The sequence below is a fragment of the Acinetobacter sp. RRD8 genome, assembly GCF_031844225.1.
Classification (GTDB): Bacteria; Pseudomonadota; Gammaproteobacteria; order Pseudomonadales; family Moraxellaceae; genus Acinetobacter.
Window position 1 is genome coordinate 164,272 of record NZ_JAUZUU010000002.1, and the last position, 25,303, is coordinate 189,574.

Annotated in this window: 24 protein-coding genes and 1 pseudogene; 11 read left to right on the forward strand and 14 right to left on the reverse strand. The window is 44.2% G+C overall.

The features are described 5' to 3' along the window. The first annotated feature begins 11 nt into the window (after positions 1-11). From Q9R24_RS03585 to Q9R24_RS03620, 8 genes are all read left to right on the forward strand, one after another. Positions 12-2,060 carry a site-specific recombinase gene (locus Q9R24_RS03585; protein ID WP_311203736.1) on the forward strand — a complete coding sequence of 683 codons (2,049 nt, stop codon included), beginning with the start codon at positions 12-14 and terminating at the stop codon, positions 2,058-2,060. A 151-nt stretch (positions 2,061-2,211) separates the two neighbouring features. Then, entirely contained in the window at positions 2,212-2,814 is a 603-nt protein-coding gene (locus Q9R24_RS03590) for a phosphatase PAP2 family protein (protein WP_219308715.1), read from the forward strand. Between the two features lie 36 nt (positions 2,815-2,850). Then, positions 2,851-4,119, forward strand: coding sequence for an efflux RND transporter periplasmic adaptor subunit (locus Q9R24_RS03595; protein WP_004814853.1), 1,269 nt, complete (start codon positions 2,851-2,853; stop codon positions 4,117-4,119). A gap of 12 nt (positions 4,120-4,131) precedes the next feature. Then, positions 4,132-7,308: an efflux RND transporter permease subunit gene (locus Q9R24_RS03600; protein WP_311203737.1), complete on the forward strand. Its 3,177-nt coding sequence runs from the start codon at positions 4,132-4,134 to the stop codon at positions 7,306-7,308. Next, complete coding sequence (gene adeK / locus Q9R24_RS03605) at positions 7,308-8,774, forward strand: multidrug efflux RND transporter AdeIJK outer membrane channel subunit AdeK (protein WP_004280647.1); 1,467 nt, start codon at positions 7,308-7,310, stop codon at positions 8,772-8,774. Before Q9R24_RS03600 ends, adeK begins: the two co-directional genes overlap by 1 nt. A 108-nt stretch (positions 8,775-8,882) precedes the next feature. Further along, positions 8,883-9,239 carry a YbjQ family protein gene (locus Q9R24_RS03610; RefSeq protein WP_005104015.1) on the forward strand — a complete coding sequence of 119 codons (357 nt, stop codon included), beginning with the start codon at positions 8,883-8,885 and terminating at the stop codon, positions 9,237-9,239. 3 nt (positions 9,240-9,242) lie between these two features. Further along, on the forward strand, positions 9,243-9,692 hold the full coding sequence (locus Q9R24_RS03615) for a YbjQ family protein (RefSeq protein WP_004731922.1): 450 nt from the start codon (positions 9,243-9,245) through the stop codon (positions 9,690-9,692). A gap of 198 nt (positions 9,693-9,890) precedes the next feature. Beyond that, the gene (locus Q9R24_RS03620) at positions 9,891-10,565 is read left to right on the forward strand and encodes a DUF1345 domain-containing protein (protein ID WP_311203738.1); all 675 of its coding nucleotides are present in this window, start codon (positions 9,891-9,893) and stop codon (positions 10,563-10,565) included. Positions 10,566-10,686: 121 nt separating this feature from the next. Here the strand turns inward: Q9R24_RS03620 and Q9R24_RS03625 are convergent, their stop codons facing one another. The 3 genes from Q9R24_RS03625 to Q9R24_RS03635 form a co-directional block, all read right to left on the reverse strand. Beyond that, on the reverse strand, positions 10,687-11,184 hold the full coding sequence (locus Q9R24_RS03625) for a DUF2505 family protein (RefSeq protein ID WP_311203739.1): 498 nt from the start codon (positions 11,182-11,184) through the stop codon (positions 10,687-10,689). A 149-nt stretch (positions 11,185-11,333) separates the two neighbouring features. Then, the gene (locus Q9R24_RS03630) at positions 11,334-11,609 is read right to left on the reverse strand and encodes a hypothetical protein (protein WP_195725699.1); all 276 of its coding nucleotides are present in this window, start codon (positions 11,607-11,609) and stop codon (positions 11,334-11,336) included. A 259-nt stretch (positions 11,610-11,868) separates the two neighbouring features. Then, entirely contained in the window at positions 11,869-12,354 is a 486-nt protein-coding gene (locus Q9R24_RS03635) for a hypothetical protein (protein ID WP_311203740.1), read from the reverse strand. A gap of 371 nt (positions 12,355-12,725) precedes the next feature. On the opposite strand from Q9R24_RS03635, the gene Q9R24_RS03640 reads away from it, so the two are divergent. Beyond that, positions 12,726-13,193 carry a GNAT family N-acetyltransferase gene (locus tag Q9R24_RS03640; RefSeq protein ID WP_311203741.1) on the forward strand — a complete coding sequence of 156 codons (468 nt, stop codon included), beginning with the start codon at positions 12,726-12,728 and terminating at the stop codon, positions 13,191-13,193. Here the strand turns inward: Q9R24_RS03640 and Q9R24_RS03645 are convergent. The 5 genes from Q9R24_RS03645 to Q9R24_RS03665 form a co-directional block, all read right to left on the reverse strand. Further along, positions 13,190-15,001, reverse strand: a complete 1,812-nt coding sequence (locus Q9R24_RS03645) for a diguanylate cyclase (RefSeq protein WP_311203742.1) — start codon at positions 14,999-15,001, stop codon at positions 13,190-13,192. The genes Q9R24_RS03640 and Q9R24_RS03645 overlap by 4 nt on opposite strands. A gap of 241 nt (positions 15,002-15,242) precedes the next feature. Then, the gene (locus Q9R24_RS03650; RefSeq protein WP_004280661.1) at positions 15,243-15,581 is read right to left on the reverse strand and encodes an FKBP-type peptidyl-prolyl cis-trans isomerase; all 339 of its coding nucleotides are present in this window, start codon (positions 15,579-15,581) and stop codon (positions 15,243-15,245) included. A gap of 85 nt (positions 15,582-15,666) precedes the next feature. Next, a complete protein-coding gene (locus Q9R24_RS03655; protein ID WP_311203743.1) occupies positions 15,667-16,290 on the reverse strand; it encodes an MgtC/SapB family protein in 624 nt (207 codons plus the stop codon). An 85-nt stretch (positions 16,291-16,375) separates the two neighbouring features. After that, complete coding sequence (locus Q9R24_RS03660) at positions 16,376-16,906, reverse strand: YaeQ family protein (protein WP_026055736.1); 531 nt, start codon at positions 16,904-16,906, stop codon at positions 16,376-16,378. A gap of 101 nt (positions 16,907-17,007) precedes the next feature. After that, on the reverse strand, positions 17,008-18,015 hold the full coding sequence (locus Q9R24_RS03665) for a GTP-binding protein (protein ID WP_311203744.1): 1,008 nt from the start codon (positions 18,013-18,015) through the stop codon (positions 17,008-17,010). A gap of 391 nt (positions 18,016-18,406) precedes the next feature. Between Q9R24_RS03665 and Q9R24_RS03670 the strand changes: the two genes are divergently transcribed. Together Q9R24_RS03670 and Q9R24_RS03675 are read left to right on the forward strand one after the other, a co-directional pair. Next, on the forward strand, positions 18,407-18,640 hold the full coding sequence (locus tag Q9R24_RS03670; RefSeq protein WP_219308707.1) for a hypothetical protein: 234 nt from the start codon (positions 18,407-18,409) through the stop codon (positions 18,638-18,640). 353 nt (positions 18,641-18,993) lie between these two features. Beyond that, positions 18,994-20,598: a bifunctional 3-(3-hydroxy-phenyl)propionate/3-hydroxycinnamic acid hydroxylase gene (locus Q9R24_RS03675; protein WP_311203745.1), complete on the forward strand. Its 1,605-nt coding sequence runs from the start codon at positions 18,994-18,996 to the stop codon at positions 20,596-20,598. A gap of 81 nt (positions 20,599-20,679) precedes the next feature. Here the strand turns inward: Q9R24_RS03675 and Q9R24_RS03680 are convergent, their stop codons facing one another. The 6 genes and pseudogenes from Q9R24_RS03680 to Q9R24_RS03705 all read right to left on the reverse strand — a co-directional run bounded on the left by Q9R24_RS03680 (position 20,680) and on the right by Q9R24_RS03705 (position 25,261). Beyond that, the gene (locus Q9R24_RS03680; protein ID WP_253099981.1) at positions 20,680-21,294 is read right to left on the reverse strand and encodes a glutathione S-transferase family protein; all 615 of its coding nucleotides are present in this window, start codon (positions 21,292-21,294) and stop codon (positions 20,680-20,682) included. Positions 21,295-21,427: 133 nt separating this feature from the next. Continuing rightward, positions 21,428-22,320, reverse strand: a pseudogene (locus Q9R24_RS03685) (LysR substrate-binding domain-containing protein). A gap of 1 nt (position 22,321) precedes the next feature. Continuing rightward, positions 22,322-23,521 carry an MFS transporter gene (locus Q9R24_RS03690; RefSeq protein WP_311203746.1) on the reverse strand — a complete coding sequence of 400 codons (1,200 nt, stop codon included), beginning with the start codon at positions 23,519-23,521 and terminating at the stop codon, positions 22,322-22,324. A gap of 40 nt (positions 23,522-23,561) precedes the next feature. Then, positions 23,562-24,125, reverse strand: a complete 564-nt coding sequence (locus Q9R24_RS03695) for a TetR/AcrR family transcriptional regulator (protein WP_224215658.1) — start codon at positions 24,123-24,125, stop codon at positions 23,562-23,564. A gap of 150 nt (positions 24,126-24,275) precedes the next feature. Continuing rightward, complete coding sequence (locus tag Q9R24_RS03700; RefSeq protein ID WP_004280680.1) at positions 24,276-24,797, reverse strand: acyl-CoA thioesterase; 522 nt, start codon at positions 24,795-24,797, stop codon at positions 24,276-24,278. 287 nt (positions 24,798-25,084) lie between these two features. Further along, the gene (locus tag Q9R24_RS03705; protein ID WP_004731959.1) at positions 25,085-25,261 is read right to left on the reverse strand and encodes a hypothetical protein; all 177 of its coding nucleotides are present in this window, start codon (positions 25,259-25,261) and stop codon (positions 25,085-25,087) included. Positions 25,262-25,303 lie beyond the last annotated feature (42 nt).

Genomic DNA, 25,303 nt, shown 5'->3' on the forward strand with positions numbered 1-25,303 from the left:
TAAACTCGCCTATGCATATTAATTTTCTAGATCTTTTTCAAAACATGCAACACCAGCTTGAACAACCTCGGGCGGTGCTGGATGAAAATCTTCTGATTGAACTGGTTGAAAGAATCAGACCTGAAGACAGCAGAAATACCGAAGAGATCGAAGCGAAATTCAATGCATTTATCCGGGCTTTATTACTCACCCCGAATGCGGTTGCCACGCTTCAAACCTTTACCCTGCGGATCATTAACCGCTATAAACAGACCGGTCTGTTTTCCGATACCGGTATTTTGTCTCTGGATGGGTTCTGGAACCAGCTGAATCAGCGCCTTGGCGCACATGTCTTACCGCTGATTCCCGACCATCAGCAACTCCAGGAATTATTCCGCAAGGTTTTTTATCAGCGTACCGATAAATACTGGCTGGATTATTTTGATGAAGATGACTGGCAACGTTTATTTTCAGTCCTGAATCAGGGACATTCCAATCAGCCTGAAAAAACCCGAATTAAAGACCAACTGATTAAGGCACTGACCATTTTGTCTTACCGGATCAGTGGTATTGGTCTGCACCCTGAATTTATTAATGCCCAGCCTGAACTGATGGAATATGAATCTCCCTTTCTGGTACAGAATCGTGAGATTAACGAGTTTATTCAAGAATATAAAAAACGTTACAACACGGTCACTCTAGTCGATTCGATCACGCCCCCCGATGCGTCACAAGCGCTGGTGATGCTGGAGCAATGTCATGATGTCGTGGCTAAGATTCGCCGTTCTACCAAGCGGACTGGCGTCAGTGTTAGCCTGACCTATATGCTGGCACTGCTGGAACAATGTCTGGAACGGGTCGAGATTCTGCTGAATATGGTGATGGATGACGATGATCTGCGTTATCAATCCATTGGCCTGTTTATGGCGGACATTACTGAAGCAATTTATAGTGAACGCAGTGTGCGGGCCCTGCTGGCTACCAATAGTGAACTTTTAGCTTTACAGGTAACTGAAAATGCCAGCAAGACTGGTGAACATTATGTGAGTACCGACAAGCAAGGCTTTCTGGCCATGTATAAATCGGCTGCAGGGGCTGGTGCCATCATCGCAACGATGGCCACCTTAAAAGTTCTGATGACACGCCTCACCATGGCCCCTTTGATGCAGGCCTTTAGCTATAGCATGAACTATTCACTAGGTTTTATGCTGATTCATGTGCTGCATTTTACCGTGGCAACCAAACAACCGGCGATGACTGCCGCTGCACTGGCTGCTACCGTACAGCAGCGTAAAGGCTCGAAAATGGCTCAAATTGCCGAGCTGGCTGCGCTGATTGTAAATATCATCCGCACCCAGTTTGTCGCCATTTTGGGCAATATTTCTATTGCAATTCCCGTAGCAGCATTGATTACCCTGCTGTGGGATTTTGCGCTGCATGAACCTTTAATGAATCATGCCAAGGCTGCCAAAACCCTGCATGACCTGAATCCGTTTACTTCGTTGGCAATTCCGCATGCAGCGATTGCCGGGGTATGTCTGTTCCTGTCCGGATTATTGGCCGGTTATTTTGACAATATGGCCGTTTACCGCAAAGTTGGTCCGCGCCTGAAAGCCCATGTGCGGTTATCTCAGCTGATGGGGCAAGAACGTCTTTACCGTTTTGCTGATTATATCGAACGCAATCTGGGTGCACTGGCGGGTAATTTTATTTTCGGGATCATGCTCGGCAGTATGGGTACCCTTGGTTTTATTCTCGGTCTGCCACTGGATATTCGCCATATCGCCTTTGCCTCTGCCAACTTTATTCAGGGTCTAATTACGATCAATGGTCCCGATATCGGCTTGATCGTAGTGTCTTTTCTGGGTGTGTTACTCATTGGCCTGACCAACTTGTTTGTCAGTTTCACTCTGACGATTATTGTAGCCTTACGCGCACGCCGGGTGCGTTTTGAACAGTGGAAACCTTTGGCAAAACTGGTCATGACGCACTTCCTGACCCGACCTAGTGATTTCTTCTGGCCACCCAAGCAAAGCATTGAAATTGACGAAAATCATACATCGACAAAAACTCAAAACTGAGATAATTACACTATATTTAGCAACAAATTCCTTACGAAAAAAATGGAATTCGCATAAAATACGCACACTTGAAAAAAAGTGTACTGACAAGTACACTTTGGTCAGACAATTGACCGATCTGCGAACGGTTAAAAGAACAAGGATTTTTGGCATGCATTACTTGTTACTTTTTGTCGGTATTTTATTTTTAATTTTCAGTGTGTTCATCCTGAATATTCCCGCTTTAAACGAGCTCGACTTGCAAGCTGTGGAATGGATGAGTCTGTATCGCACCGAGTTTTGGAATCAAATTACTCAGTCCTTATCCTTAATAGGTGGCATGCCATTTGTATTATTTTTATCCACGCTATGGTGTATTGCATTGCTGTGGTATAAAAAGTATACAAACGCAATTTTTATATGTATCGGAATTATCGGAGGAATTCTCCTAGCTTGGCTGTTGAAATTTGCAATTGCCCGACCCCGACCACCAGAATCCTTGCATCTGGTTGAAAGCTTTGGAAGTTCCTTTCCAAGTGCCCATAGTCTATATGCGGCCTGTCTGGCGTGTCTGGCAATTTACATCCATCGGCAACATTCCCGTTATACCCTCACTGTGATTGGTGCAGTGGTATGGATGTTGATGATGGGGATCTCAAGAGTTTATCTGGGTGTACATTTTCCTTCAGATGTCATATCCGGCTGGAGTATCAGTTTTATTTGGATTTCGTTGTGGTATATGGTCTGGATCAGATATTGCGCGGCTCACAAATAAGAAAATTTAGATATAAATCTAATTAGAGGTGGAATAATGATGTCTGCAAAGCTTTGGGCACCTGCCCTGACTGCTTGCGCAATGGCAACAAGTCTTGCACTTGTTGGTTGTAGCAAAGATCCTAAAGAGGGCCAGCAAGCTGGTGCTCAACAACAAATGCCACCGACTGAAGTCGGTGTTCTTGTTGCACAACCGCAAAGTGTAGAGCAGTCTGTAGAGCTCTCAGGTCGTACAACAGCATTTGAAATTTCAGACGTACGTCCACAAGCCAGTGGCGTGGTGCTTAAACGCTTGTTCACGGAAGGCAGCTATGTGCGTGAAGGTCAGGCCTTATATGAAATCGATTCAAGCACCAACCGCACTACAGTAGACAATGCCCGTGCAGCGATTGCCCGTGCTGAAGCCAATCTGGGCGTATTGCGTGTGAAGGAAGGCCGTTACCGTCAACTGGTCGGTACCAATGCCATTTCCAAACAGGAATATGATGACATCGCGGCACAGGTCAAACTGGCTGAAGCTGATTTGAATGCCAATCGCGCAACTTTGCGTAATGCAGAAATCAACTTGGGCTATTCGACTGTACGCGCGCCGATTTCAGGCCAGACCAACCGTTCGTCTGTGACGGCGGGTGCTTTGGTAACAGCGAATCAGCCAGAGCCATTGGTAACGATTCAGCGTCTAGATCCCATCTATGTAGATATCAACCAGTCAAGTGCCGAGCTTTTACGTTTACGTCAACAGCTTAATCAAGGCAGCTTGAACAGCTCTAACAATACCAAAGTCAAGTTAAAGCTTGAAGATGGCAGTATCTACCCGGTTGAAGGCCGTCTTGCATTCTCTGATGCTAGCGTGAACCCGGAAACAGGTACCGTGACTTTACGTGCGGTATTCCCGAACAAAAATCATCTGCTTCTTCCAGGTATGTTTGCCACTGCGCAAATCGTACAGGGTGAAGTACCGAATGCTTTCCTGATTCCGCAAGCAGCTTTGACTCGTACCCCAACAGGTCAGGCAATGGCGATGCTGGTCGGTGCTGACAATAAAGTGACGCCACGTCCAGTGACTACCGTTGGTTCTCAAGGCAGCAACTGGATTGTGACTGAAGGTCTGAATCCAGGCGATAAAGTGATTGTAGATGGTATTGCGAAAGTAAAACCGGAACAACAGGTCGTGGCTAAACCTTACCAGCCTCAAGCTGCTGCACCACAGGGTGCTGCACAACCTGCTGCCCAACAACCAGGTGCAGCGCAAAAAGCGGATGATGCAAAAGAACAATCTGAACAAAAACCTGCTGCTAAAGCATAAGGAGTAAGGTTTATGGCTCAATTCTTTATTCATCGTCCTATCTTTGCCTGGGTGATTGCATTGGTGATTATGCTGGCGGGTATTTTGACCCTGACCAAAATGCCGATTGCCCAGTATCCAACCATTGCACCGCCTACAGTCACGATTTCTGCGACTTATCCAGGTGCATCTGCTGAAACGGTCGAAAATACTGTAACCCAGATCATCGAGCAGCAAATGAATGGTCTGGATGGACTGCGTTATATCTCATCTAACAGTGCGGGTAACGGTTCTTCGTCTATTTCCTTGAACTTTGAACAAGGTGTCGATCCTGATATCGCACAGGTTCAGGTCCAGAACAAATTACAGTCTGCGACTGCCCTGCTGCCTGAAGATGTACAGCGTCAGGGTGTGCGTGTTACCAAATCAGGCGCCAGCTTCCTGCAGGTATTGGCTTTCTATTCACCTGATGGCAGCATGACCGCCGATGATATCAAAGACTATGTAAATTCGAACATTTCTGAACCTTTAAGCCGTGTGGCTGGGGTGGGTGAAGTTCAGGTCTTTGGTGGTTCTTATGCTATGCGAATCTGGCTTGATCCAGCCAAAATGGCGAGCCTGCAAGTCACGCCAAGTGATATTGCGACTGCCATCCGTACCCAGAATGCTCAGGTCGCTGTGGGTCAACTCGGTGGTGCACCCGCTGTTGAAGGACAAGTCCTGAATGCGACTGTCACTGCACAAAGCCTGCTGCAAACTCCAGAACAGTTCAGCAATATCTTCCTGAAAAACACCACTTCGGGCGCGCAAGTCCGTCTGGGTGATGTTGCACGGGTTGAACTTGGTGCAGATAATTATCAGTTTGATTCGAAGTTTAACGGTAAACCAGCTGGTGGTGTGGCAATTAAACTTGCCACTGGTGCTAATGCGCTTGATACAGCCCAAGCAGTAGAAGAACGCTTAGAGCAGTTACGTCCGAACTATCCGCAAGGCATGGTCGACCAACTGGCTTTTGACACCACGCCATTTATTGAACTGTCAATCAAGAGTGTAGTTAAAACGCTAATCGAAGCAATTATTCTGGTGTTCCTGGTCATGTTCCTGTTCCTGCAGAACTGGCGTGCTACCATTATTCCAACCATGGCAGTTCCAGTCGTGGTATTGGGTACCTTTGCCGTGATTAATGTCTTCGGCTTCTCGATTAATACCCTAACCATGTTTGCCATGGTACTGGCGATTGGTCTTCTGGTCGATGACGCGATTGTTGTGGTCGAGAACGTCGAACGGGTCATGGTGGAAGAGCATCTGGATCCGGTTTCTGCAACTGAAAAGTCGATGAAACAGATTTCTGGTGCACTGATTGGTATTACCTCGGTGCTATCGGCAGTATTCGTTCCAATGGCTTTCTTCGGTGGAACCACCGGGGTTATTTATCGTCAGTTCTCGATTACGCTGGTCACAGCAATGGTCTTGTCGCTGATAGTGGCATTAACCTTTACCCCTGCCCTATGTGCGACCCTGCTGAAACAGCATGATCCGAACAAGCCGCAAAGTAATGGTATATTTGCGCGTTTCTTCCGCTGGTTTAATAGCAGTTTTGACAAGGTTTCTGTGAAATATCAGGGCGGCGTCAACCGTATGACTCATAGCAAGATTTTCTCAGGCGTGGTGTATGCCGTGGTACTGGGTATTATTGTGCTGTTATTCCAGAAACTGCCTTCTTCGTTCTTACCGGATGAAGACCAGGGCGTGGTCATGACGCTGGTTCAGTTACCGCCAAATGCAACCTTGGAACGTACCGACAAAGTGGTCAGCACCATGACCAACTATTTCTTGGAAAACGAGAAAGAGCATGTCGAGTCCGTGTTTAGTGTGGCAGGTTTCTCCTTCACGGGTGTGGGACAAAACGCAGGTCTGGCATTTATTAAACTGAAAGACTGGTCAGAGCGTAACAGTCCGGAAGCTCAAGTCGGTGCCATTATTCAACGTGGTATGGCGCTGAACATGATTGTCAAAGATGCGTCTTACATCATGCCACTGCAATTACCTGCAATGCCTGAACTGGGTGTGTCGGCTGGCTTTAACTTACAGCTCAAAGCTGCAAGTGGTCAAAGTCATGACCAGCTCCTGGCAGCACGTAATACGATTCTCGGTCTAGCAGCACAAGACTCGCGTCTGGCTGGTGTACGTCCGAATGGTCAGGAAGATAATCCACAGTACCGTGTCATTGTCGATCATGCACAAGCCGGTGCATTGGGCGTGAGTGTTGCTGAAATTAACAGTACCATGGGTATTGCTTGGGGCGGTTCGTATATCAATGACTTCATTGATCGCGGTCGTGTCAAGAAAGTCTATGTTCAGGGTGAAGCTGGCTCGCGTATGATGCCGGAAGATCTGGACCAATGGTATGTGCGTAATAATCGCGGTGAAATGGTGCCATTCTCGGCGTTTGCCACAGGCGAATGGACCTACGGTTCTCCACGTCTTGAGCGTTATAACGGCGTATCGTCCATGAACATTCAGGGTACACCTGCTCCGGGTATCAGCTCGGGTGATGCAATGGTGGCCATGGAAGAAATTGTAGCGAAGTTACCAGAAATGGGCTTGCAAGGTTTCGACTTCGAATGGACAGGTCTGTCTTTAGAAGAGCGTGAATCTGGTGCACAGGCGCCGTTCCTGTATGCCTTGTCACTGCTGATCGTCTTCCTGTGTCTGGCAGCCCTATATGAAAGCTGGTCGATTCCATTCTCGGTTCTACTGGTGGTCCCATTGGGTATTGTCGGTGCATTATTACTCACCTTTGGTGGAATGGTATTACTGCAAAATCCGAACCTGTCGAATAACATTTACTTCCAGGTGGCGATTATTGCCGTGATTGGTCTTTCTGCGAAAAATGCGATCTTGATTGTCGAGTTTGCGAAAGAATTGCAGGAACAAGGTGAAGAGTTATTTGAAGCAACCTTGCATGCGGCAAAAATGCGTTTACGTCCAATTATCATGACCACGTTGGCCTTTGGTTTTGGTGTATTACCGCTTGCTCTGGCTTCAGGTGCAGGTGCAGGTAGCCAGCATTCAGTCGGTTATGGTGTACTCGGCGGCGTGATCAGCTCGACCTTGTTAGGTATCTTCTTTATCCCGGTATTCTACGTGTGGATTCGAAGTGTCTTTAAATACAAACCAAAACAACAAAATCAGGAGTATAAGTCGTAATGCAAAATGTATGGTCTATTACAGGTCGTAGCATTGCGGTATCTGCCCTTGCGCTTGCTTTGACGGCCTGTCAAAGCATGCGCAGTCCAGAGCCGGTTGCGCAGGCAGATATCCCGAGCAGCTATACCAATGCGTCTGGTACTTCTGTAGCAGAACAGGGTTATAAAAACTTTTTTGCCGATCAGCGCCTGTTACAGGTGCTGGATCTGGCATTAAACAATAACCGTGATTTGCGTATTGCTGCCCTCAATATTCAACGAGCTCAGCAACAGTATCAGATTACTGAAAACAACCAGTTACCGACGATTGGTGCCAGTGGTAGCGTATTGCGCCAGGACACCATGAATTCCCAGAATCGTGGTGCAGTGACGACTTATAATGTCGGACTGGGTGTAACTGCGTATGAACTAGATTTTTGGGGACGTGTCCGCAGCTTGCGTGACAATGCACTGGATAGTTTCCTGGCGACCCAAAGTGCGCGAGATGCGACGCAAATTGCCTTGATTGGTCAGGTGTCTCAGGCTTGGCTCAGCTATTCGTTTGCCAATGCCAATCTGGCTTTGGCTGAACAAACACTAAAAGCTCAGCTTGAATCTTTCAATCTGAACAAGAAACGTTTTGATGTCGGGATCGACAGCGAGCTTCCAGTGCGTCAGGCGCAAATCTCGGTTGAAACAGCACGTAATGATGTTGCGAATTACCGCACTCAGGTAGCACAGGCACAAAACCTGTTAAACCTGCTGGTCGGTCAGCAAGTGCCTGCGAATTTATTACCAGCACAACGCGTAACCCGCATCACTTCAAATACTGCATTGGGTTCAGGCTTGCCAAGTGATCTATTAATTAACCGTCCAGATGTCCGTGCAGCAGAGTATCGTCTGTCTGCGGCGGGTGCCAATATTGCCGCAGCACGTGCACGTCTGTTCCCGACGATTAGTCTGACTGGTTCAGCAGGTTATGCCTCTACTGATTTAGGCGACCTGTTTAAATCAGGTAGTTTTGCCTGGTCATTTGGTCCAAGTCTGGATATTCCAATTTTTGATTGGGGTACCCGTCAGGCCAATATCCGTATTTCTGAAACCGATCAGCAAATTGCCTTGTCAGATTACGAAAAGTCGATTCAGACTGCTTTCCGTGAAGTGAATGATGCCTTGGCAGTACGTCAGAATATTGGTGATCGTCTGGCAGCTCAGCGCCGTCTGGTCGAAGCAACCAACACCACCTATCGCTTGTCTCAGGCACGTTTCCGCGCCGGGATTGACAGCTATCTGACGGTACTGGATGCACAGCGTGCGTCTTATGCAGCAGAACAAGGTTTGTTATTGCTTGAACAGGCCAATCTGAACAATCAGGTTGAAGTCTACAAAACCCTGGGGGGCGGCTTGAAAGTCAACACGACGGATACCTTGCCGAATACCCCGTCTGTGTCTGAACAGCGCCGTGCGGCAGAACAGCCAGCGCAATAAATTCTAGACAGATCAAGAAAAGCTCACTTCGGTGGGCTTTTTTTTATTGCATTTTCAAGGCAGTTTTCCTATTGTCATAGACCAGCAATTTATTTAGAAAACATGCACATGTTACTTAGCAATCTGGAATCTGTACCGGGTCATACCATTCGCCAGCAAATTGATGTGGTGTATGGCAGTACCGTACGCAGCAAACATGTCGGACGTGACTTACTGGCCGGCCTGAAAAATATTGTCGGTGGTGAGCTTACCGCCTATACCGAACTGCTGGAAGAATCCCGTCAGGAAGCCATGAACCGCATGATTGAAAAAGCCCGTAGTATGGGTGCCAATGCGATTGTCGGCATTCGTTTCTCGACCTCTAATATCGCCCAAGGTGCTTCTGAACTCTTTGTTTATGGGACAGCCGTAGTCGTTGATCCGATCATGCCGAAATTGCCCGACCCTTTTCCGCAGGCAGATTAAAGCATGGATGGTTTAATTCTCCAGATCATCATTTTTGCCATTCTGTTTAGTGTTGGTTTCGGTTTTGGACGTTATAACGAAGGTAAACATTTTCGTTATCTGGATGAACAGGAACAACGTCTGGCCTATATCCGGGTGAACAATAGCCGCTTCGTTGTGTCTGAATATTCCGGACAGATGATCAGCAGCAATGTGGTCATTTCCCATGATTATTTTAAATATGCGATTGCCAATGTGCAGAATATGCTGGGTGGCCGTCTGACCAGCTATGAAAGTGTAGTAGAACGCGCACGACGTGAAGCGATTGTACGTTTAAAACTGGAAGCCGAAAAAATTGGTGCGACTCAGATTATGGGCATTCGGCTCAGCACGACTGAACTCGGTATGCAAGGTGGCATGGTGGAAGTCTTTGCTTATGGCACTGCAATCCAACAACCCGCTCAATCCGTTTAAACATCAGTTCAGAAAAAATCTATTGAGATAATCACGCCTGCTACGCGATCCGCGCAGTCAAATGACTCAACTCGAATCAGTTCGACACCTTTAGGATGAAATGTCGTAGAGGAAATAACTCAGACCGTTGCAATCTTCTTTATTGCAAACGGTTCTGTGCTAGGATCTTGAGAAGTCAGCAAAATAAATATAAATGACATGATGCAGTTTCTTCAGTCTATAAAAACGGCACTTCAATCCCGTCTGTATTTCTTTATTATTTTCCCAGCCATCATTGGATTTTATCTGATTTTACAGACCCTTACCCCTTTGAGCTGGTCAAGCTGCCTATTGATCAGCTGGAATATCGCGATTTACGCTTATTTATTATTGACCATAAAAAAACTCTGGCGTATTGATCATGCTCATATTCTGCAACGTGCAATGCAACAAGATGCCAGCAAATGGATTATTCTGTTTTTGGTGATCATCACCCTGATCATGTGTTTTATTGCGATTATTATTGAAATTAATCATTTACCCAAAGATACTACCATCCGAACCGGTCATTTAATCTTGTCAGTTCTGACCATTATTTCAGCCTGGTTCTTGATGCATACGATTTTTGCAATTCATTATGCACATGACTTTTATCTGGCGCTCGACAGACAGCAACAAGGTGGACTGGATTTTCCCAATACCATCAGACCGACTTATCCAGACTTTCTATATTTTAGTTATATTATCGGGACTTCTGCGCAAACTGCAGATGTATCCATTACCTGTCAATCCATGCGGGTTCTCAATACCCTACATTTGCTTTTGGCCTACGGATTCAATACCACCATTCTGGCCATCAGTATTAACGTGACGGCAAACTTTATCTGTACTTAAAAAAGTTTTTTGGATAGTGGCAGTCACCCTGAAAATGGCGATCTACCACCCAATCAACTACCACTACCCGGCGTCTACCTGACCAGTTTTTAAATTAGGTCAATCACACTCTTTGATTGCTTCAAGCGGTGAGACCTTTACGCAATTCATCTTCGACGATGCTGAGTTCAATTTCACTAAATTTACGAATCTCACCTTCAGCATGCTTTTCTAGCATGCCACCCAGCAAAGGTACTTTAACTTTGACTGTCCAGTTTAACTGAAACTGGATCTGGTCTTCATCTCCCGTGACTGCACGCTGACAGATGGCCTCGATCGGCAAGTTCGCACCGAGTTGTACCGTCGAAGTCATTTCATTCAGATCGCTGACATCGGTACGCTGCAAACGGAATGCATCTTTGAGTAATTTTTTTGCGATATCCGGAATATTAACATCCAGATTATAAGCGCGTTTCAGGGTATACATATGCCCCTGCTTTTTCGAAACCAGGATTTCCAAGTTTTGCGCAGGAATTCGATGGCAAACTGCCTCATGCAAACGAATATCATTGGCCAAACGCTTAAATTCATCAATAGACACGCCATTGATAATTGCTTTCACGGTGAACTGATGTGCCATGCTATTTTTTCCTTATTTTTATTACGATATTCGCCTATGCCACTCTCGGCTGATGCGAATAAAAATCAGATACAGAGATGACTCTGCAATTTATATCAACTTTATAGCGGATGTCATTATTCTTCTATCGGGAAATTCCGGCAGCCCGGTCAATGTTTGCAACATAGTTTTACTGAAAGCTGTGCCTGTCCACAGCTGATCTGTAGCTGCGCTTCGCCATAATAAATCACGGCATGAAACTCATCGGCACCATCATCTAGACCGGAAATATAGTATTCTGTACCAACCGGAAAATCCTGCAACCAGTCAACCTTATAAAAATCCGAGACCGAATCAAACTGCAAATACAGTTCAGGCTCAGCTTCGATCTTCATCGCCAGTGCAATAAACTTCTGTAATTGTGCTTGATGAAAATCAATGATCATAGCGCTCCTGCCTTTTTAGTCCGGATCATTGCTCGCCAGACTTCGTACATTTTAAATGACTATTTCAAGAATAGGACTCACGAGTCTTGAGGTTTTTCTAGCACAAGATTATGGCTTAAAGGAGATAAATTATATGGGCTATTTCCGCCAAGTGGCAGAAAAAATCTGAGCTAAGGCATGAGATACCTTTTCTGAATTGCAATGGCTTAAGTACGTAGTCTGAGATCTTCAATCGTACAGAATGACTGAAAGTTGTGTTCTAAGCACAGTCAGAATGCAAAAGTTCCCTGCGGATTTCCTGCCGGTGCTCTTCTCCAAAACGGTCGACATGTGCATAGAATACGCCATAGCGACCGACATAATATTCCAGTGACTGATCATAAAAATTCCAGAAAATAGACCATTCGCCTAAGTCCATCTGACGAATCTGGGTGCAACTGTGCATCGGCATTTTTTGTAATAGTTCTTGCTGTAACTGTTCGGCCTGTGCTCGATTATCAATATGCACCTGCCGTTGAAAGAATAGCTGTGCCACATCATCAAACAGTTCCAGTTCATAAGCATCCACCAGATGTACTTGCTGCTCTTGCTCGATGACCTCTTGCTCTGTCATGCTAGAAATCTGTGCCGGTTTTTCTGGACGCTGACACACCAGATGGCGCTGAGCTTTATAGATCTTTCTGCCGACGATCCAGGCAGCATTCAACATGAATAAAACACATAACAACAGCAGTAATTTCAGCATGGTTGATGATCTCATGTGACTAATTTTATTTTTATGGTTATAGGATCAAGATTCATTTGAATAGTCCCTTTTGACTCAGCATACGTCTATTTTTTATACAGTGCAAACTTGAGGCTTATTTTTACTATTTATCTTCTCTGCTTGCTCATTTGTGCCCAGATTCGAACTTCGATTTATTTAAAAATTGATTTACTTTGATTTTTTATTTTTAACTCTGTAATGAGATTTAAGAACTTAAGATAAACAAACAGGACAAATCAGCAACAGAACCAATCTTCACATTGATAAATCACAGCAAAGATGCTCAAAAAACTACAATATTGTTCTGTTTTTTACCCTCTTCTTTTTTATCAAATAAACCTTCCCTATAAATGTTCGAGAAAATGAATAATATTATGATTCGTGAAGGGAGGGTCGAAGATATACCTCAAATTATTCAGGTCATTCATGACAGCATTCAATCTTGCGTACTGGATCATCAGCGTGAAGAAAGCAAAATTCAAACCTGGCTAGAAAAGTTTGATCATGCCAGCCTGATTGTCGATATGCTGTATAACGATTGCTGGGTTTATCTCATCTATGACAAGGTCGTCGGGTTCTTATTGGTCAGTGATGCTGGAGAAATCCGGATGCATTATGTGGCCCAACACTGCCAAAGACTGGGTTTTGGCACCCAGTTATTTCATCAAATGCATCGCACTTTATTAAAGAAAAAAATTCATCAGATTGAAATACAATCTACCCAAACTGCCTTAAGTTATTATCAGCACTGCGGCTTTCATCCACATTCTGCCGAGTCAGAAGATGAATCGCGCTATCTGTATAAATATGTTTTTTAATCGACCTCTTTTTGAATTTTTAACTGATCACGTCCGGCCTGTTTAGCGGCGTAGAGCTGCACATCTGCCGCTTTCATCAATTCATGAATATCTGCATAGCCATGTTTTTGTTCAACCCAGGCCGCGCCCATACTAACCGTAACATAATCTTTTTCATCTGGCCGATTCAGATGTTGCATACGCTGTTCCCGAATCTGGTTTAACACATTTTCCAGATTTTTAAGGGCAGTTTGAACCGGCATTCCAGTGAGCAGAATCGCAAACTCTTCACCACCATAACGTGCCAGATAGCCAGACGGTGGCAAAGTGCCTTGAATAATCCTGACCAGATTTTTCAGGATTTCATCGCCTTTTAAGTGGCCATAGTAGTCATTATAGTTTTTAAAAAAATCGACATCGAGCATGGCAAAAATTAAGGTATGTTGCGGCTGTTGCCGGGTCTGTAAAAATTGCTGCTGGATTTCATGATTTAAGGCACGCCGGTTAAAAGCTCCGGTTAGCGCATCAATATTCATTTGCTGTTCCAGTTTGGCATTCACTTCACGCAGCTGCTGAGTGCGTTCTTTGACTTTTTGATCGAGTGAATCGTTGAGCGCGATCAGGTTCAGGTTTAGCTGTTCAGTCTCATAAGTTTGATGTGCATAATGTCTGGACTGCTGAAACATAATTAGTAAGGCATAGATACTGGTTGAGATAAAGAACAGATGCGTGGTTTTAATTACATTGATCAGCAACAGATAATCATTCAAAAAGGTGACACAAAGGAAAATAATCGCAATCAGATTTAAACGCGAATAATGCTCTTTATAACGTAAGGTCTGATAAAAGCCGTAAATAAAATTACCGATGATGACCAAGGCAAAAATCGCACTAAATAGGGCCAGACGTTCAAATATCTCAGGAGGTGAAAATAGGGTAAAAATAATGTTAAAGACCAGTAATACCACCGCGATATAATAAATCACCGGATTTAAATAGCGCCGGTTAAACAGATGCATATAACTGAGAAAAAAGAAGGCAGCAATAAAAGTAAACAGATACTCTAAGCGGGTTCCCCACAGCCAGTTGATATTGGTAAATACCGAATAGGCATAAGGTGCAGAAAACAGGTTATGCAGGGCCAAAAAGACAATAAACCAGCCAAAAACAAAGATACTTTTACTGTTACGTTCTCGTGATCCCCTGAATACCGAAAATAGAATGGTAAACACCCCCACCCCAAGTACCGCGCCGCACACCATGGCAATACTCATCATGAGCTGCTGGAATTGGCGATTGATGGTACCTGCAACGCCAATCTGCATCGGTCGCTCGAGACCGCCATGCAAGTGGGTATAATTTGAGGCCTGAATGCTTAAGGTAATATATTCAGTATCTGGAACAAAATAGCCAATACGCGGTGCTTTCTCAGTCACCTGTTTGTCAGGTGTGGTACTGATTTCCCCGAGACGGACAATAAACTGTCCATTGACATATACCCGATAGGCGCCGTATTGGGTTGGAATCCGAATCGCGATGCGTCGCCCGAGAAATTCTTTCGGAATTTTAAAATAACCAATAAAGGTACCGTAGCCAGAGTTTGAACCCGCTAGAGTTTTAAAAGAGGCTGGCAATTCAACTGTTTTTGACTGGAGTACGGGGCTGGGCTGAACAATAAACTGACTCGGATAAAACAGCCATTTTCCCTGCAAGGCACTAGTGCTATGTTCGGTAAAATGAACTTCAGTAATATGGTCGTGAGATTGCTGCTGAAATGACGGCGAAGGGAGTTCATCCTGAGCGATTGCTGAACTTATGATGCAAGTCATCCAGCTCAAGGCACAGACAAATACGAAAAAACAGACATTCCTTATCAAGTTATGCAAATACGTTATATCTCAAAATAATTCTTTATTATTCTTATAATCTACAAGGAATATTTTTGATTTCAAATCTTTTTAGATGTTTTTTGTAGCTTCTCCGGCACAGCTTATTTTGAAGCGACTGCACCGGAACCAGCGTATATCTTTGAATAAAAAATATAACTTATATTCAGCAAGTTAAATGATTTTAATCACGTGTTTTTACATCAAACAGTTCAATTTCAAAAATCAGGTTGGAATTGGCTGGAATGACTTTACCCATTTTACGTTCGCCATAGGCCAAATGTGCAGGCACCATCAGTTTACGCTTACCGCCAACTTTCATTCCCAGAATACCCTGATCCCAACCTTTGATCACACGACCGGTACCAATAACAGTTTCAAAATAATTACCGCGGTCAATTGAAGAATCGAACTTGGTTCCATCTTCCAGCCAGCCAGTATAGTGCGTGGTAATTAAGGCACCTTTTACCGCTTCTTTACCTTCGCCTACTTTTAAATCAATAATTTCAAGTTCGTTGATCATGGTTATTTACCTGAGAGGAGCATAAAATTCAAAGCTCAGTATAAACTGGAATGCTCTATATTTTTAAGTCTGGGCCATTGATGGGTTAAAAGCTGAGTTCCTGAATATTCTTATCATTGAGTAAATACTGGGTTAATTCTTGATGATTCTTGGCCGATCCCATCAGGATCCAGCGTCCGACAATCTGTTGATCAATTTTTTTTTGTGAGGAATGCACCACTTTTAACTGATAACGTTTAAATAACATTTCGTAGTGATCAGAATCATTCTGATCGAATGGGCAGACGATTTCATAGCTGCGTTCCTGATTCAGAGATTCAATGCCGCGCTGGACATACATCAATAGAACCAGCACCACCATGACAATAAAAGTAGCCCAAATACTTAAGAGTTCATAGCCTGCACCGACCGCCATGCCGAGTGCAGCTATCATCCAGATGGTGGTCGCGGTGGTAATCCCGGAAATACGGTTATCATCTTTCAGGATAACACCAGCACCTAGAAAACCCAGTCCAGTCAAGACATTGGCGGCCAGCCGGTCAGGATTGGCCACGCCTATTTTCAGGGAGATAATGGTAAATAAACAGGAACTCAGACTGACCATAATCATGGTACGCAGTCCGGCAGATTTACTGTGATACTCACGCTCTGCACCAATAATTGCGCCGATCGCGACAGCCAGCAGTAAATCATAAAGTTCATGGTACATGGTGCAGCCCTGCGTATTCTTATTCCTCAGATATACGCAATTTGAGCTACAGGATACAAGTCCAGACTTGCATCCTTATTTGGCCTTATTGTAACTGTTCCCACTCCACCAGCACCTGGCCCTGATCGCCAATCAAGGTCCATTCACCATCCATCACATTGAGCTGTAACTGCATGGTGCGTTCGCATAACTGTGGCAATGCGTCGGTGGTTGCGGTAGATAACTTCCACACTTCCACATTTTTTAAGATTTTTAATTTGCTGCTGCGCTTATACCATTCATCCACCGCAGAACCATAGGTGACGACTGCGACCTGCTTGCAACGCGCACTGGCCTTTTTGACTTTATCTTCGTCCGGGCTGCCTACTTCAATCCATTTGACCAGTTGCCCGGTCAGATCCTTTTCCCATAGCGCTGGCTCATCTGTTTCGAACAGATCCTTGGTAAATTCCAGTGCTTCATCGGCATAGCGCGCATAGGCCAGAATACGCACCATCAAGCGTTCAATGGTTTCTGAAGGATGCAGCGCCATCGTTAACTGATAATCCTCATAACGATGCGTATCCATATCCGCAATATTCAAATCAACCTTATAAATCGTCGCTTTTAACGCCATCACATAATCCTCAAATTTGGCGCCTAGCATATAAGATTTAGCGCTATTTTGCTGAACAGATTTAGGCCAATAATTCATTCAGCGTACTAGAAATAGTGCCGTTATTTTTCTGGATCCATACGACATTGCATCAAGGCAGTTTCAAATGCCAGCCAATCGCGTGACTGTTGATAAATCACTTCTACCCGGTTATCAATGCCTTCATCTGCCGACTGATAATTAAACTGCTCAGGATTAAAATTAAAGCTTTTCCAGCCTTGGTCGGTATGAAAAATTCCCTTTATTCTGAGCCAGTCTTTTTGTTCACAGAGCAGATCCAGCAGATCATAAAAATTAAATTGCCAGCGTTTTGGCAATTTCCAGCCAGCGACCTGGTAACCCTGCGCGCTTTCTACATAATGATAAGGCATCTGCTGAATCACTACGGGCGTATCCGCTGAACGGGGGGTCTGTTGCTGTTTTAACAAAGGCTGAATCTGACGGGCAGAACCCCGATAGTCCTGCTTGATCTGTTCGATATCGAGCTGTCCATGCTCGGTGAACAGCCACTGTTGCGCATAAGGTTGATATTCTGCCTGAAGCTGCGTGAGCGCTGCGTGATCGGCGGCTGTCATCAAGTCAGTATGTGAAATCACTACAATATGCGCTGCCTTGAGTTGGTCCGCATACAGGTTTTGCTGAGTCCAGTCCCGGTCATGCAAACGCGAACCATCTACCACAGTGACTAAAGCCTGCATGTTTAAATGACTTTGCCAGTGCGGTTCGGTCAACTGTTCCAGTAATTGTCTCGGGTGTCCCAGCCCAGTAGGTTCGATAAACAGACGATCCGGTTTCACCTCTGACAGCAGGCGTGACAAGGCGATCTGCATCGGTAACTGGCTACTGCAACATAGACAACCACCCAACAGCTCTTTGACCGCATAACCCTGATCTTGCGGCAATAACTGCTGGTCTACCCCAATCTGGCCAAATTCATTCATCAGCACCGCCCAGATTTCCTGTTCCGGTTTTTGCTGTAGTAAATGTTTGAGTAGTGTGGTTTTACCTGCACCCAAAAATCCAGAAATGATATGGACAGGAATAACCTGCGACGCTGACAGAATTTTCAAAATCGGCTCTCAAGAAATTGAATAGAAATAGCAATGCTCTGCATTATAAAGCACAGTATGACTTTAAAATGCGTGTTCTTCGCAAACACGGCGTGAAAATCACAGAGATAAAAATTAATAGAATGATCCCAAATTACCAATTTTCTATGTTAACTTTTATTTCAAATTGGATTCTTGAAATATTCACACACACTTTCATTAAATAAAACTCCGCATAATTAACAGAAATAAAACAACTTTCTCAGTTTTGTATCTGCTGGGTTATTCCCTGCGTGTCGCTTTTGTTAATTGATTTGCTCAGTAAAATTTCAGTGCTTAGGATGGGCATCTGTCGAATTGATGTGATGGTCAGCTCGGCAGATTACACGACATGAATAAAAGGATGCCAAAAATGAAATATGCACAAATCTTACTTGCCACTACGCTTACTGCTGCTGCAGCTACCAGTTTTGCTGACAGCAAAACCACAGATGCGAAAACCACCACTGCAGAAGAAAAAGTGATTGTGACTACCCAGGAATTACCTGAATCGAATGCTCCTGTTGCAGGTGCATCTGCAGAGCAGCCTGCTGCCTCTGAAGCTGCTATAGAAAGCACGCCCCCTGCAAAACCTGCTGCACGTTAAGTAATTGAACGACTCGTTTAATCCTTCAATGAAAATATCAGGGACAGTAATTCTCCAGTAGGCTTTGTCCTATACTGCCCCCGATATTATTCGATGCTGAATCATGCTTGATGCTGGTTCAGCATTTTTATTGCATAAAATCTATTTATCACCATAGTCAAAACTGATCATAGAATTAATACAGGCTATCAAATTTTTATTATTTTTATAATTAAAATCAATTATTTATTTAAAAACCACCTATTTCAATCCAATATTATCCATATACTTAAGCTACTATTGCCTAACTTGTTTCTGGCTTCTAACTGTCCCTTAATAGCATCAAATGCAAGTCGATTGAGTGGACATTCGCTATGAGCAATACTAATTACACTACTGAAGTGGCAATCCTTGGCGCCGGCCCTGTAGGCTTAACCATTGCCAACTATCTGAGCAAGCAAGGCGTAGCTGTCACGATTGTCGAGCAACTGGATAGTTTGATTGATTACCCACGTGCGATTGGAATCGATGATGAATCCTTACGTACCATTCAATCTTTGGGTTTAGTCGATCAAGTCTTACCGCATACCACTCCGAATCATGCGATGCGCTTCTTGACGCCTAAAGGTCGCTGTTTTGCAGATATTCAGCCTTTAACACGTGAGTTTGGTTTCTCGCGCCGTAATGCCTTTATTCAGCCACAAGTCGATAACGTCCTACTGCAAGGCTTAAAGCAATATAAAAACACCCAAGTGCTGTTTTCTCGTCAATTGACCCAGTTTAGTCAAGATGCTGACGGCGTAACACTCAATCTGCAAAATAAAGAGGGCGATGCAGAAACCATCCGCGCTCAATATCTGATTGCCTGTGATGGCGGTAATTCTTATGTGCGCCGCAACCTGGGCATTGCCTTTGAAGGTGAAACCGCACCGAATCAATGGATCGTGATTGACCTTGAGAATGATCCGCTTGCTACACCACATATTTACTTATGTTGTGATCCGGTTCGTCCTTATGTATCAGCCGCATTGCCACATGGTATTCGCCGGTTTGAATTTATGGTTATGCCGGGTGAAACGCAGGAAGAACTGAGCAAACCGGAAAATATTGCCAAACTTCTTTCTAAGGTTTTACCAAGCACAGATGGTATCGAAGTGATCCGTCAGCGTGTCTATACCCATAATGCTCGTATTGCCGACAAGTTCCGTGTCGACCGTATTTTACTTGCCGGTGATGCAGCGCACATTATGCCGGTATGGCAAGGTCAGGGTTATAACAGCGGTATGCGTGATGCCTTTAATCTGGCTTGGAAAATGGCGCTGGTTGTTCAAGGCAAAGCTGGCCCAGCACTTTTAGATTCTTATCAGATCGAACGTAAAGACCATGCCAAGGCGATGATTGACCTGTCGGTGATGGCAGGTCACGTACTGGCACCACCGAAAAAATGGCAAGGATTTGTTCGTGACAGCATTGCCTATGCCCTGAACTATATCAAGCCGATCAAGCAGTATCTGCTGGAAATGCGCTTCAAACCAATGCCGAAATATCATGACGGCGCACTTTTGAGCAAGGGAGCCAAGAACTCTCCAGTCGGCAAAATGCTTATCCAGCCTCAGGTTCAGCTGGCTTCGGGTGAAACCGTATTACTGGATGAAGTGATCGGCAATGATTTTGCGATTATTGCCTGGGGTGTCGATCCGAAATGGGGTCTGAGCCCAGATACGTTGCAACAGTGGAAAACGCTCGGCGTGAAATTCATTCAGGTAATTCCTGCGGTGCAATTGCAAAATAGCCAGCGTAAACAGTATGAAGATGTCATCACCATTGGTGATATCGGCACAGATATCCGCTCGTGGTTTGGCAACACGTCTGATTCAGTTGTGATCTTGCGTCCTGACCGTTTCGTAGCTGCCCTGGCCATTCCTCAATCGATGGAAAGCACCAGCCAGCAACTGTTTAAAAAGCTTTACCTGAAATAATATTAGGGTCACTTTTCACCACGCTTCGGCGTGGTTTTTTTATTGTTTTTAGATATCTCGGACAATATATAGACCGAGGAATTAGACTCGGTATTCCTGAAACCAGGGGATATCTTTCAGGGAATCACGAGAGGCCATCTGCTGCAGGAAGGGCCTGAACTCATCAAATGGCGGTAAAATTTTCGCAGAGATCGTGAAGATCAAACAGTAAGCCACATATAGGTCCGCAGCCGAGACTTTTTCACCCAACAGATAAGGATTGGCCTGCTCGATGCCCTGTTTCATAAAATCAAATACGGCTGCTTCATTCCCAAAACTTAAACTTCTCCGGTTCTTTTCAATATTTTCTGGCGACACCTGTAAATTTTTTATATCGATATATTCGGTAAAGGGTCCATGACAGAAAAACATCCATTTCAAATACGCCCCACGCTTCGGATCATCCAAAGCAGGTGCCAATCCTTTGTCAGAATACTTATCTGCCAGATAGATAAAAATGGCGGCCATTTCTGAAATGACGATCTCCTGATCTACCAGACAGGGAACTTTTCCCATCGGATTCATCTGTGTATATGCCTGCTGATGCATATCCTCATAGGCAATCTCCACCTGCTCAATCTGATCTTCAATTTGTAATTCTTTCAGCAAAGGCAACAAGGTCAGGCCACGTGATTGCGGATTGTTATAGAGCTTCATCATCCTGCTTCAACCGGTTTTTTTATTGTTAGAGGTTCAGTATAAAGCGATTTGCAGTTCCGATTTAAAAGGATGTGCTACAGATCATTTCTGTCGCACTGCTTTTTCGATGGGCTGATCAACGATGCAGATATTAGAAAAGATCCACACAAAACTTTTCTTTTAATACTTTTAAAATCAGATCAATCACCACATGTTTTTGATCCTTGCGATAATTGGCATAGAGCCCAATCATCGGCAACGGTTCCAGCGTCTTTTTCACCACAATATTATCGCCGAGCAATGGAATCACATAGGTCGGCACCAGACTCCAGCCCACCCCATCCCTACCAGATTGACATTGAGCAGGATATTGGTGGAATACTGCACCACATTCACTTTTAATTTAGACTGTTTAAAAAAATCCTGAATCAGCTTATGCAGTTGCGGTGAGGACTGCTCATCACTAATTACAAAGTCCTGACTTTCAAAACTCTTGATACTGACATAGGGCAAGGCCGCAGCCGGGGAATCTTTGGGCACAATCAAGGTTAAAGGCTCATCAAAAATGCGGATCGAATCAAACTCACTTAACTGCCCCGGATAACGGGTAAAGGCAATGTCGATCTATCCATTTCTTCAGGCACTAAACTGCTCTGCATCGGTCAGACTATGAAACTGTGCTTTCAGTTCAGGAAAATGCGCGCGGATATTCGGCATGATATAAGGAAAGACTTTCATTTCCGCGACCGGCACGAATCCGATATTCAGCTGATCCTGCTGTGCATTCGCAATCTGTCTGGCAGACTGAATGGCGCGCTCTGCATGCTCAAGACTCAGCAAAGCTTCTTTTAAAAACGCCTGTCCAGCTTCAGTGAGCCCGACCTTACGGTTATTCCGCTCCAGCAACTGTACGCCAACCTCACGTTCCAAATCCTTGATTTGTTGGCTCAGTGATGGCTGTACTGTATTTAATTTTTCCGCGGCACGGGTAAAGTTCAGTTCCTGCGCCACTGTAACGAAATAACGTAAATGTCTTAATTCCATTTTATAACTCCAAACTTGCCGGGCGCTTATTTTGCTTTTTGGCAACATACTGACGATAAACCAATATCGTCACAATAACGAGTACAGCACTCAAAACATAGGTAGTTTCAAAGCCCCAATAGGCAATCAATACTCCCATGGCCACGGAACCGATGGCTAAACCCAGATCAAACAGGGTAAAGAAGGTTGAAATCGCATGTCCCATACGCTGCTTGTCGACCGACTGAATGGCCAAGGTCTGCAAACATGGGAATAGTGAACCATAACCGATGCCAATAAACACTGCCGACAACCATAATATCCATTGATTGGAAATCAGACTGACAATCACCAGACCAATGGCAAAGAAAATAAATGAAGGATAAATCACCGCACTGGGTCCCTTACGGTCATAAATCTTTCCAACCCAAGGTCTGACCAGCAACATGGATGCTGCAAATACAATAAAGAATACGCTGGTATAGCCCAAAAGCTGCTTGGTTTCACTAAATGCAGTAATAAAACTCATGATGCCCGAGTAGGCAAAAGCGGTTAGTAAAGCCACAAAACTTACCGCCAGAACTTTGACTTCCAGAATATCCTGCAAGCTCAAGCTGGTTTTTTCTGTGCTTATAGCTTCAGGTTTTGGTAACTCTGTGATTTTGAGTATCCAACAGAAAATGAGCCCCAAAGAAATGATAACGGCAAGAATGCCAAATAAGACTTTGAAGCTGGTGAACTGAATTACGGTCAATGCCAGCAAGGGCCCAAAAACCACACCCAGATTGGTCGACATGACGAAATAGCCCATGCCCTCACCTTTGCGCTGTTCAGGAATAAATTCATTAGCGACGGGTACTGCCACCGTGGTCAAAATACTGAACCAGATGCCATGTAAAAAGCGCACCAGTAACAGCGACCACATGCTATCTATCAGCAAATAACTAAAGGCAAATAAGGCAAAAATCACACCTGCGCCGCGCATCGAGATTTTCTTGCCGAGCTTTTCGATGATCATGCCGGAAAATGGCCGAATCGCAATCGAAGAGGCCAAAAATAGCGTCAGTGCCAACCCAGCTTCTTTTACCGAACCGCCCAGATCTTTCATGATGTAAATCGGCAAGATGGTCAGTAAGGCAAAGTAATAAACGAACAGGAAAAAATTATTGAATAAGCACAAGATAAATGAGCGATTCCATAACCGCTCAGCGCTAACTGACATAATCACCAACTTTTAAAATTTGTAGGGAAATAGCACAAACTCAGACTTGGACAGTAACAGGATGCAAAGCCAACTCGACCAGATTCTGGATATAGTGTTCATCTGGAATCCGGTTGAAAAAAATAATCTGGTAATGAATCGGGCCGTATAAGGTATCCAGCATCAAATCAAAAGGATAATCCGGGTGTATTTCTCCCCGTTCAATCGCTTGCTGAATCAGTTGATGGGTCTGTTGTCGACGTGGCAAGAGATATTGCTGAAAGAATTCACCTGCCAGTTCGCGGTGATTAGCAATCACTACCAGTAAAGCCCGCCCCACTGGATGATTCAGTGCTTGAGATAAAGAACTGAGTTGTTGAATAAGATTACTTTTCAGGCTTTTAGACGTATCCAGTTCAAATACCGAAGCCGTATGTTGCTTGAAAGTGTCTAGTACCAGTTCCGATTTATGTTTCCACCAGCGATAAATCGTGGACTTGCCAACGCTGGCACGTGCCGCTACATCTTCAATCGTCAGCTGATGATATTCACATTCTGCCAGCGCATCTGCGACTGCCTGTAAAATGCACTGCTGTCGCCGGGAACTTTTTTCGTCACTGCTCATATTTTTCTACTTAACTTTTAAGATCTAAAAATCGAAACGATACGTATCGTTTTATATTAGGGTAAAAAATAACAAAGCTCCAGTGAAAAACTGAAATTGATGCAAAAAAAAGACCTTCATATGAAGGTCTTTTCTCAATCACGATTTAACTTAACTCTGTGCAGTCTTTTTATAAATGCTGCATGAAGGATGATGATTTTCTTGCAAACGCGCGACTTTACGCTGTTCTGCTGCTTCAAAACGGCAACGTTTCCAGTCATTGTCCAGGTTCAAAGCTGGAATCTGTTTTGGTTTACCATTTTCATCCACCGCAACCATGGTGAAATAACAGCTATTGGTATGACGTACCGTTCTCTTTTGAATATTCTGGGCTTCTACACGAATCCCGATTTCCATTGAAGTACGGCCAACATGATTCACACTGGCCAGAAAGGTAACCAGCTCACCAACGTGAATCGGCTCTTTAAAATTCACCTTGTCTACAGATAAGGTCACGACATAACTACCCGAATAGCGACTTGCACACGCATACGCCACCTGATCCAATAATTTCAGAATGGTTCCACCATGAACATTTCCTGAAAAATTTGCCATATCTGGCGTCATGAGAACTGACATCGTTAACTCTGACTGGTCATCCGACACTGCTGCAATTTGATCTAAAGGGGCCATCGTTTTCTTTGAACTCTTTGAATGACAAGGTTATCGTTTATTATTATAGCGTTTTTAACATGAATAAAATGTTCAATTCGGCAAATGAAGCATCACAATTATTGATATAGAAAATGTATTCATACAGAAAAAAATATATTTAATTGCTTAAAATCTCAGTTAGAAAGTTAAGTTCCAATAAATCAACACTTATTTATTTGCGGCTGATTACACCGCAACTGAGAATTTTTCACTGTTTTAAGCGCTGAACAAAAATAATTCAGGAAAATAAAAAGACTCTGCGTGATTTAAAGCATCACTGGCCTGAGCATTTCCTGTGCCACGTTCTGATAACTTAAAATTTGTTGACCATCCAAGGTTGTTTCAACGGTAAAAGAACCATCCTGATGGGTCGCGGTCACTGTAAAAATATAGTGTTCGAATTGTGCCAGTTTGACCTGCTGTCCAATTTTAATATGCATCATGATGTCTACATCTGTGTAGTGATCTTTTCAAACTGCATTCTG

Coding starts and splice junctions, on each gene's coding strand:
- adeK (WP_004280647.1), top strand. CDS start 7,308: ATGCAAAATGTATGGTCTATTACAGGTCGTAGCATTGCGGTATCTGCC.
- Q9R24_RS03645 (WP_311203742.1), bottom strand. CDS start 15,001: ATGACTTGCATCATAAGTTCAGCAATCGCTCAGGATGAACTCCCTTCG.
- Q9R24_RS03590 (WP_219308715.1), top strand. CDS start 2,212: ATGCATTACTTGTTACTTTTTGTCGGTATTTTATTTTTAATTTTCAGT.
- Q9R24_RS03660 (WP_026055736.1), bottom strand. CDS start 16,906: ATGGCGTTAAAAGCGACGATTTATAAGGTTGATTTGAATATTGCGGAT.
- Q9R24_RS03595 (WP_004814853.1), top strand. CDS start 2,851: ATGATGTCTGCAAAGCTTTGGGCACCTGCCCTGACTGCTTGCGCAATG.
- Q9R24_RS03640 (WP_311203741.1), top strand. CDS start 12,726: ATGTTCGAGAAAATGAATAATATTATGATTCGTGAAGGGAGGGTCGAA.
- Q9R24_RS03625 (WP_311203739.1), bottom strand. CDS start 11,184: ATGGCACATCAGTTCACCGTGAAAGCAATTATCAATGGCGTGTCTATT.
- Q9R24_RS03630 (WP_195725699.1), bottom strand. CDS start 11,609: ATGATCATTGATTTTCATCAAGCACAATTACAGAAGTTTATTGCACTG.
- Q9R24_RS03620 (WP_311203738.1), top strand. CDS start 9,891: ATGATGCAGTTTCTTCAGTCTATAAAAACGGCACTTCAATCCCGTCTG.
- Q9R24_RS03655 (WP_311203743.1), bottom strand. CDS start 16,290: ATGTACCATGAACTTTATGATTTACTGCTGGCTGTCGCGATCGGCGCA.
- Q9R24_RS03585 (WP_311203736.1), top strand. CDS start 12: ATGCATATTAATTTTCTAGATCTTTTTCAAAACATGCAACACCAGCTT.
- Q9R24_RS03650 (WP_004280661.1), bottom strand. CDS start 15,581: ATGATCAACGAACTTGAAATTATTGATTTAAAAGTAGGCGAAGGTAAA.
- Q9R24_RS03600 (WP_311203737.1), top strand. CDS start 4,132: ATGGCTCAATTCTTTATTCATCGTCCTATCTTTGCCTGGGTGATTGCA.
- Q9R24_RS03695 (WP_224215658.1), bottom strand. CDS start 24,125: ATGAGCAGTGACGAAAAAAGTTCCCGGCGACAGCAGTGCATTTTACAG.
- Q9R24_RS03635 (WP_311203740.1), bottom strand. CDS start 12,354: ATGCTGAAATTACTGCTGTTGTTATGTGTTTTATTCATGTTGAATGCT.
- Q9R24_RS03680 (WP_253099981.1), bottom strand. CDS start 21,294: ATGAAGCTCTATAACAATCCGCAATCACGTGGCCTGACCTTGTTGCCT.
- Q9R24_RS03700 (WP_004280680.1), bottom strand. CDS start 24,797: ATGGCCCCTTTAGATCAAATTGCAGCAGTGTCGGATGACCAGTCAGAG.
- Q9R24_RS03675 (WP_311203745.1), top strand. CDS start 18,994: ATGAGCAATACTAATTACACTACTGAAGTGGCAATCCTTGGCGCCGGC.
- Q9R24_RS03615 (WP_004731922.1), top strand. CDS start 9,243: ATGGATGGTTTAATTCTCCAGATCATCATTTTTGCCATTCTGTTTAGT.
- Q9R24_RS03670 (WP_219308707.1), top strand. CDS start 18,407: ATGAAATATGCACAAATCTTACTTGCCACTACGCTTACTGCTGCTGCA.
- Q9R24_RS03705 (WP_004731959.1), bottom strand. CDS start 25,261: ATGATGCATATTAAAATTGGACAGCAGGTCAAACTGGCACAATTCGAA.
- Q9R24_RS03610 (WP_005104015.1), top strand. CDS start 8,883: ATGTTACTTAGCAATCTGGAATCTGTACCGGGTCATACCATTCGCCAG.
- Q9R24_RS03690 (WP_311203746.1), bottom strand. CDS start 23,521: ATGTCAGTTAGCGCTGAGCGGTTATGGAATCGCTCATTTATCTTGTGC.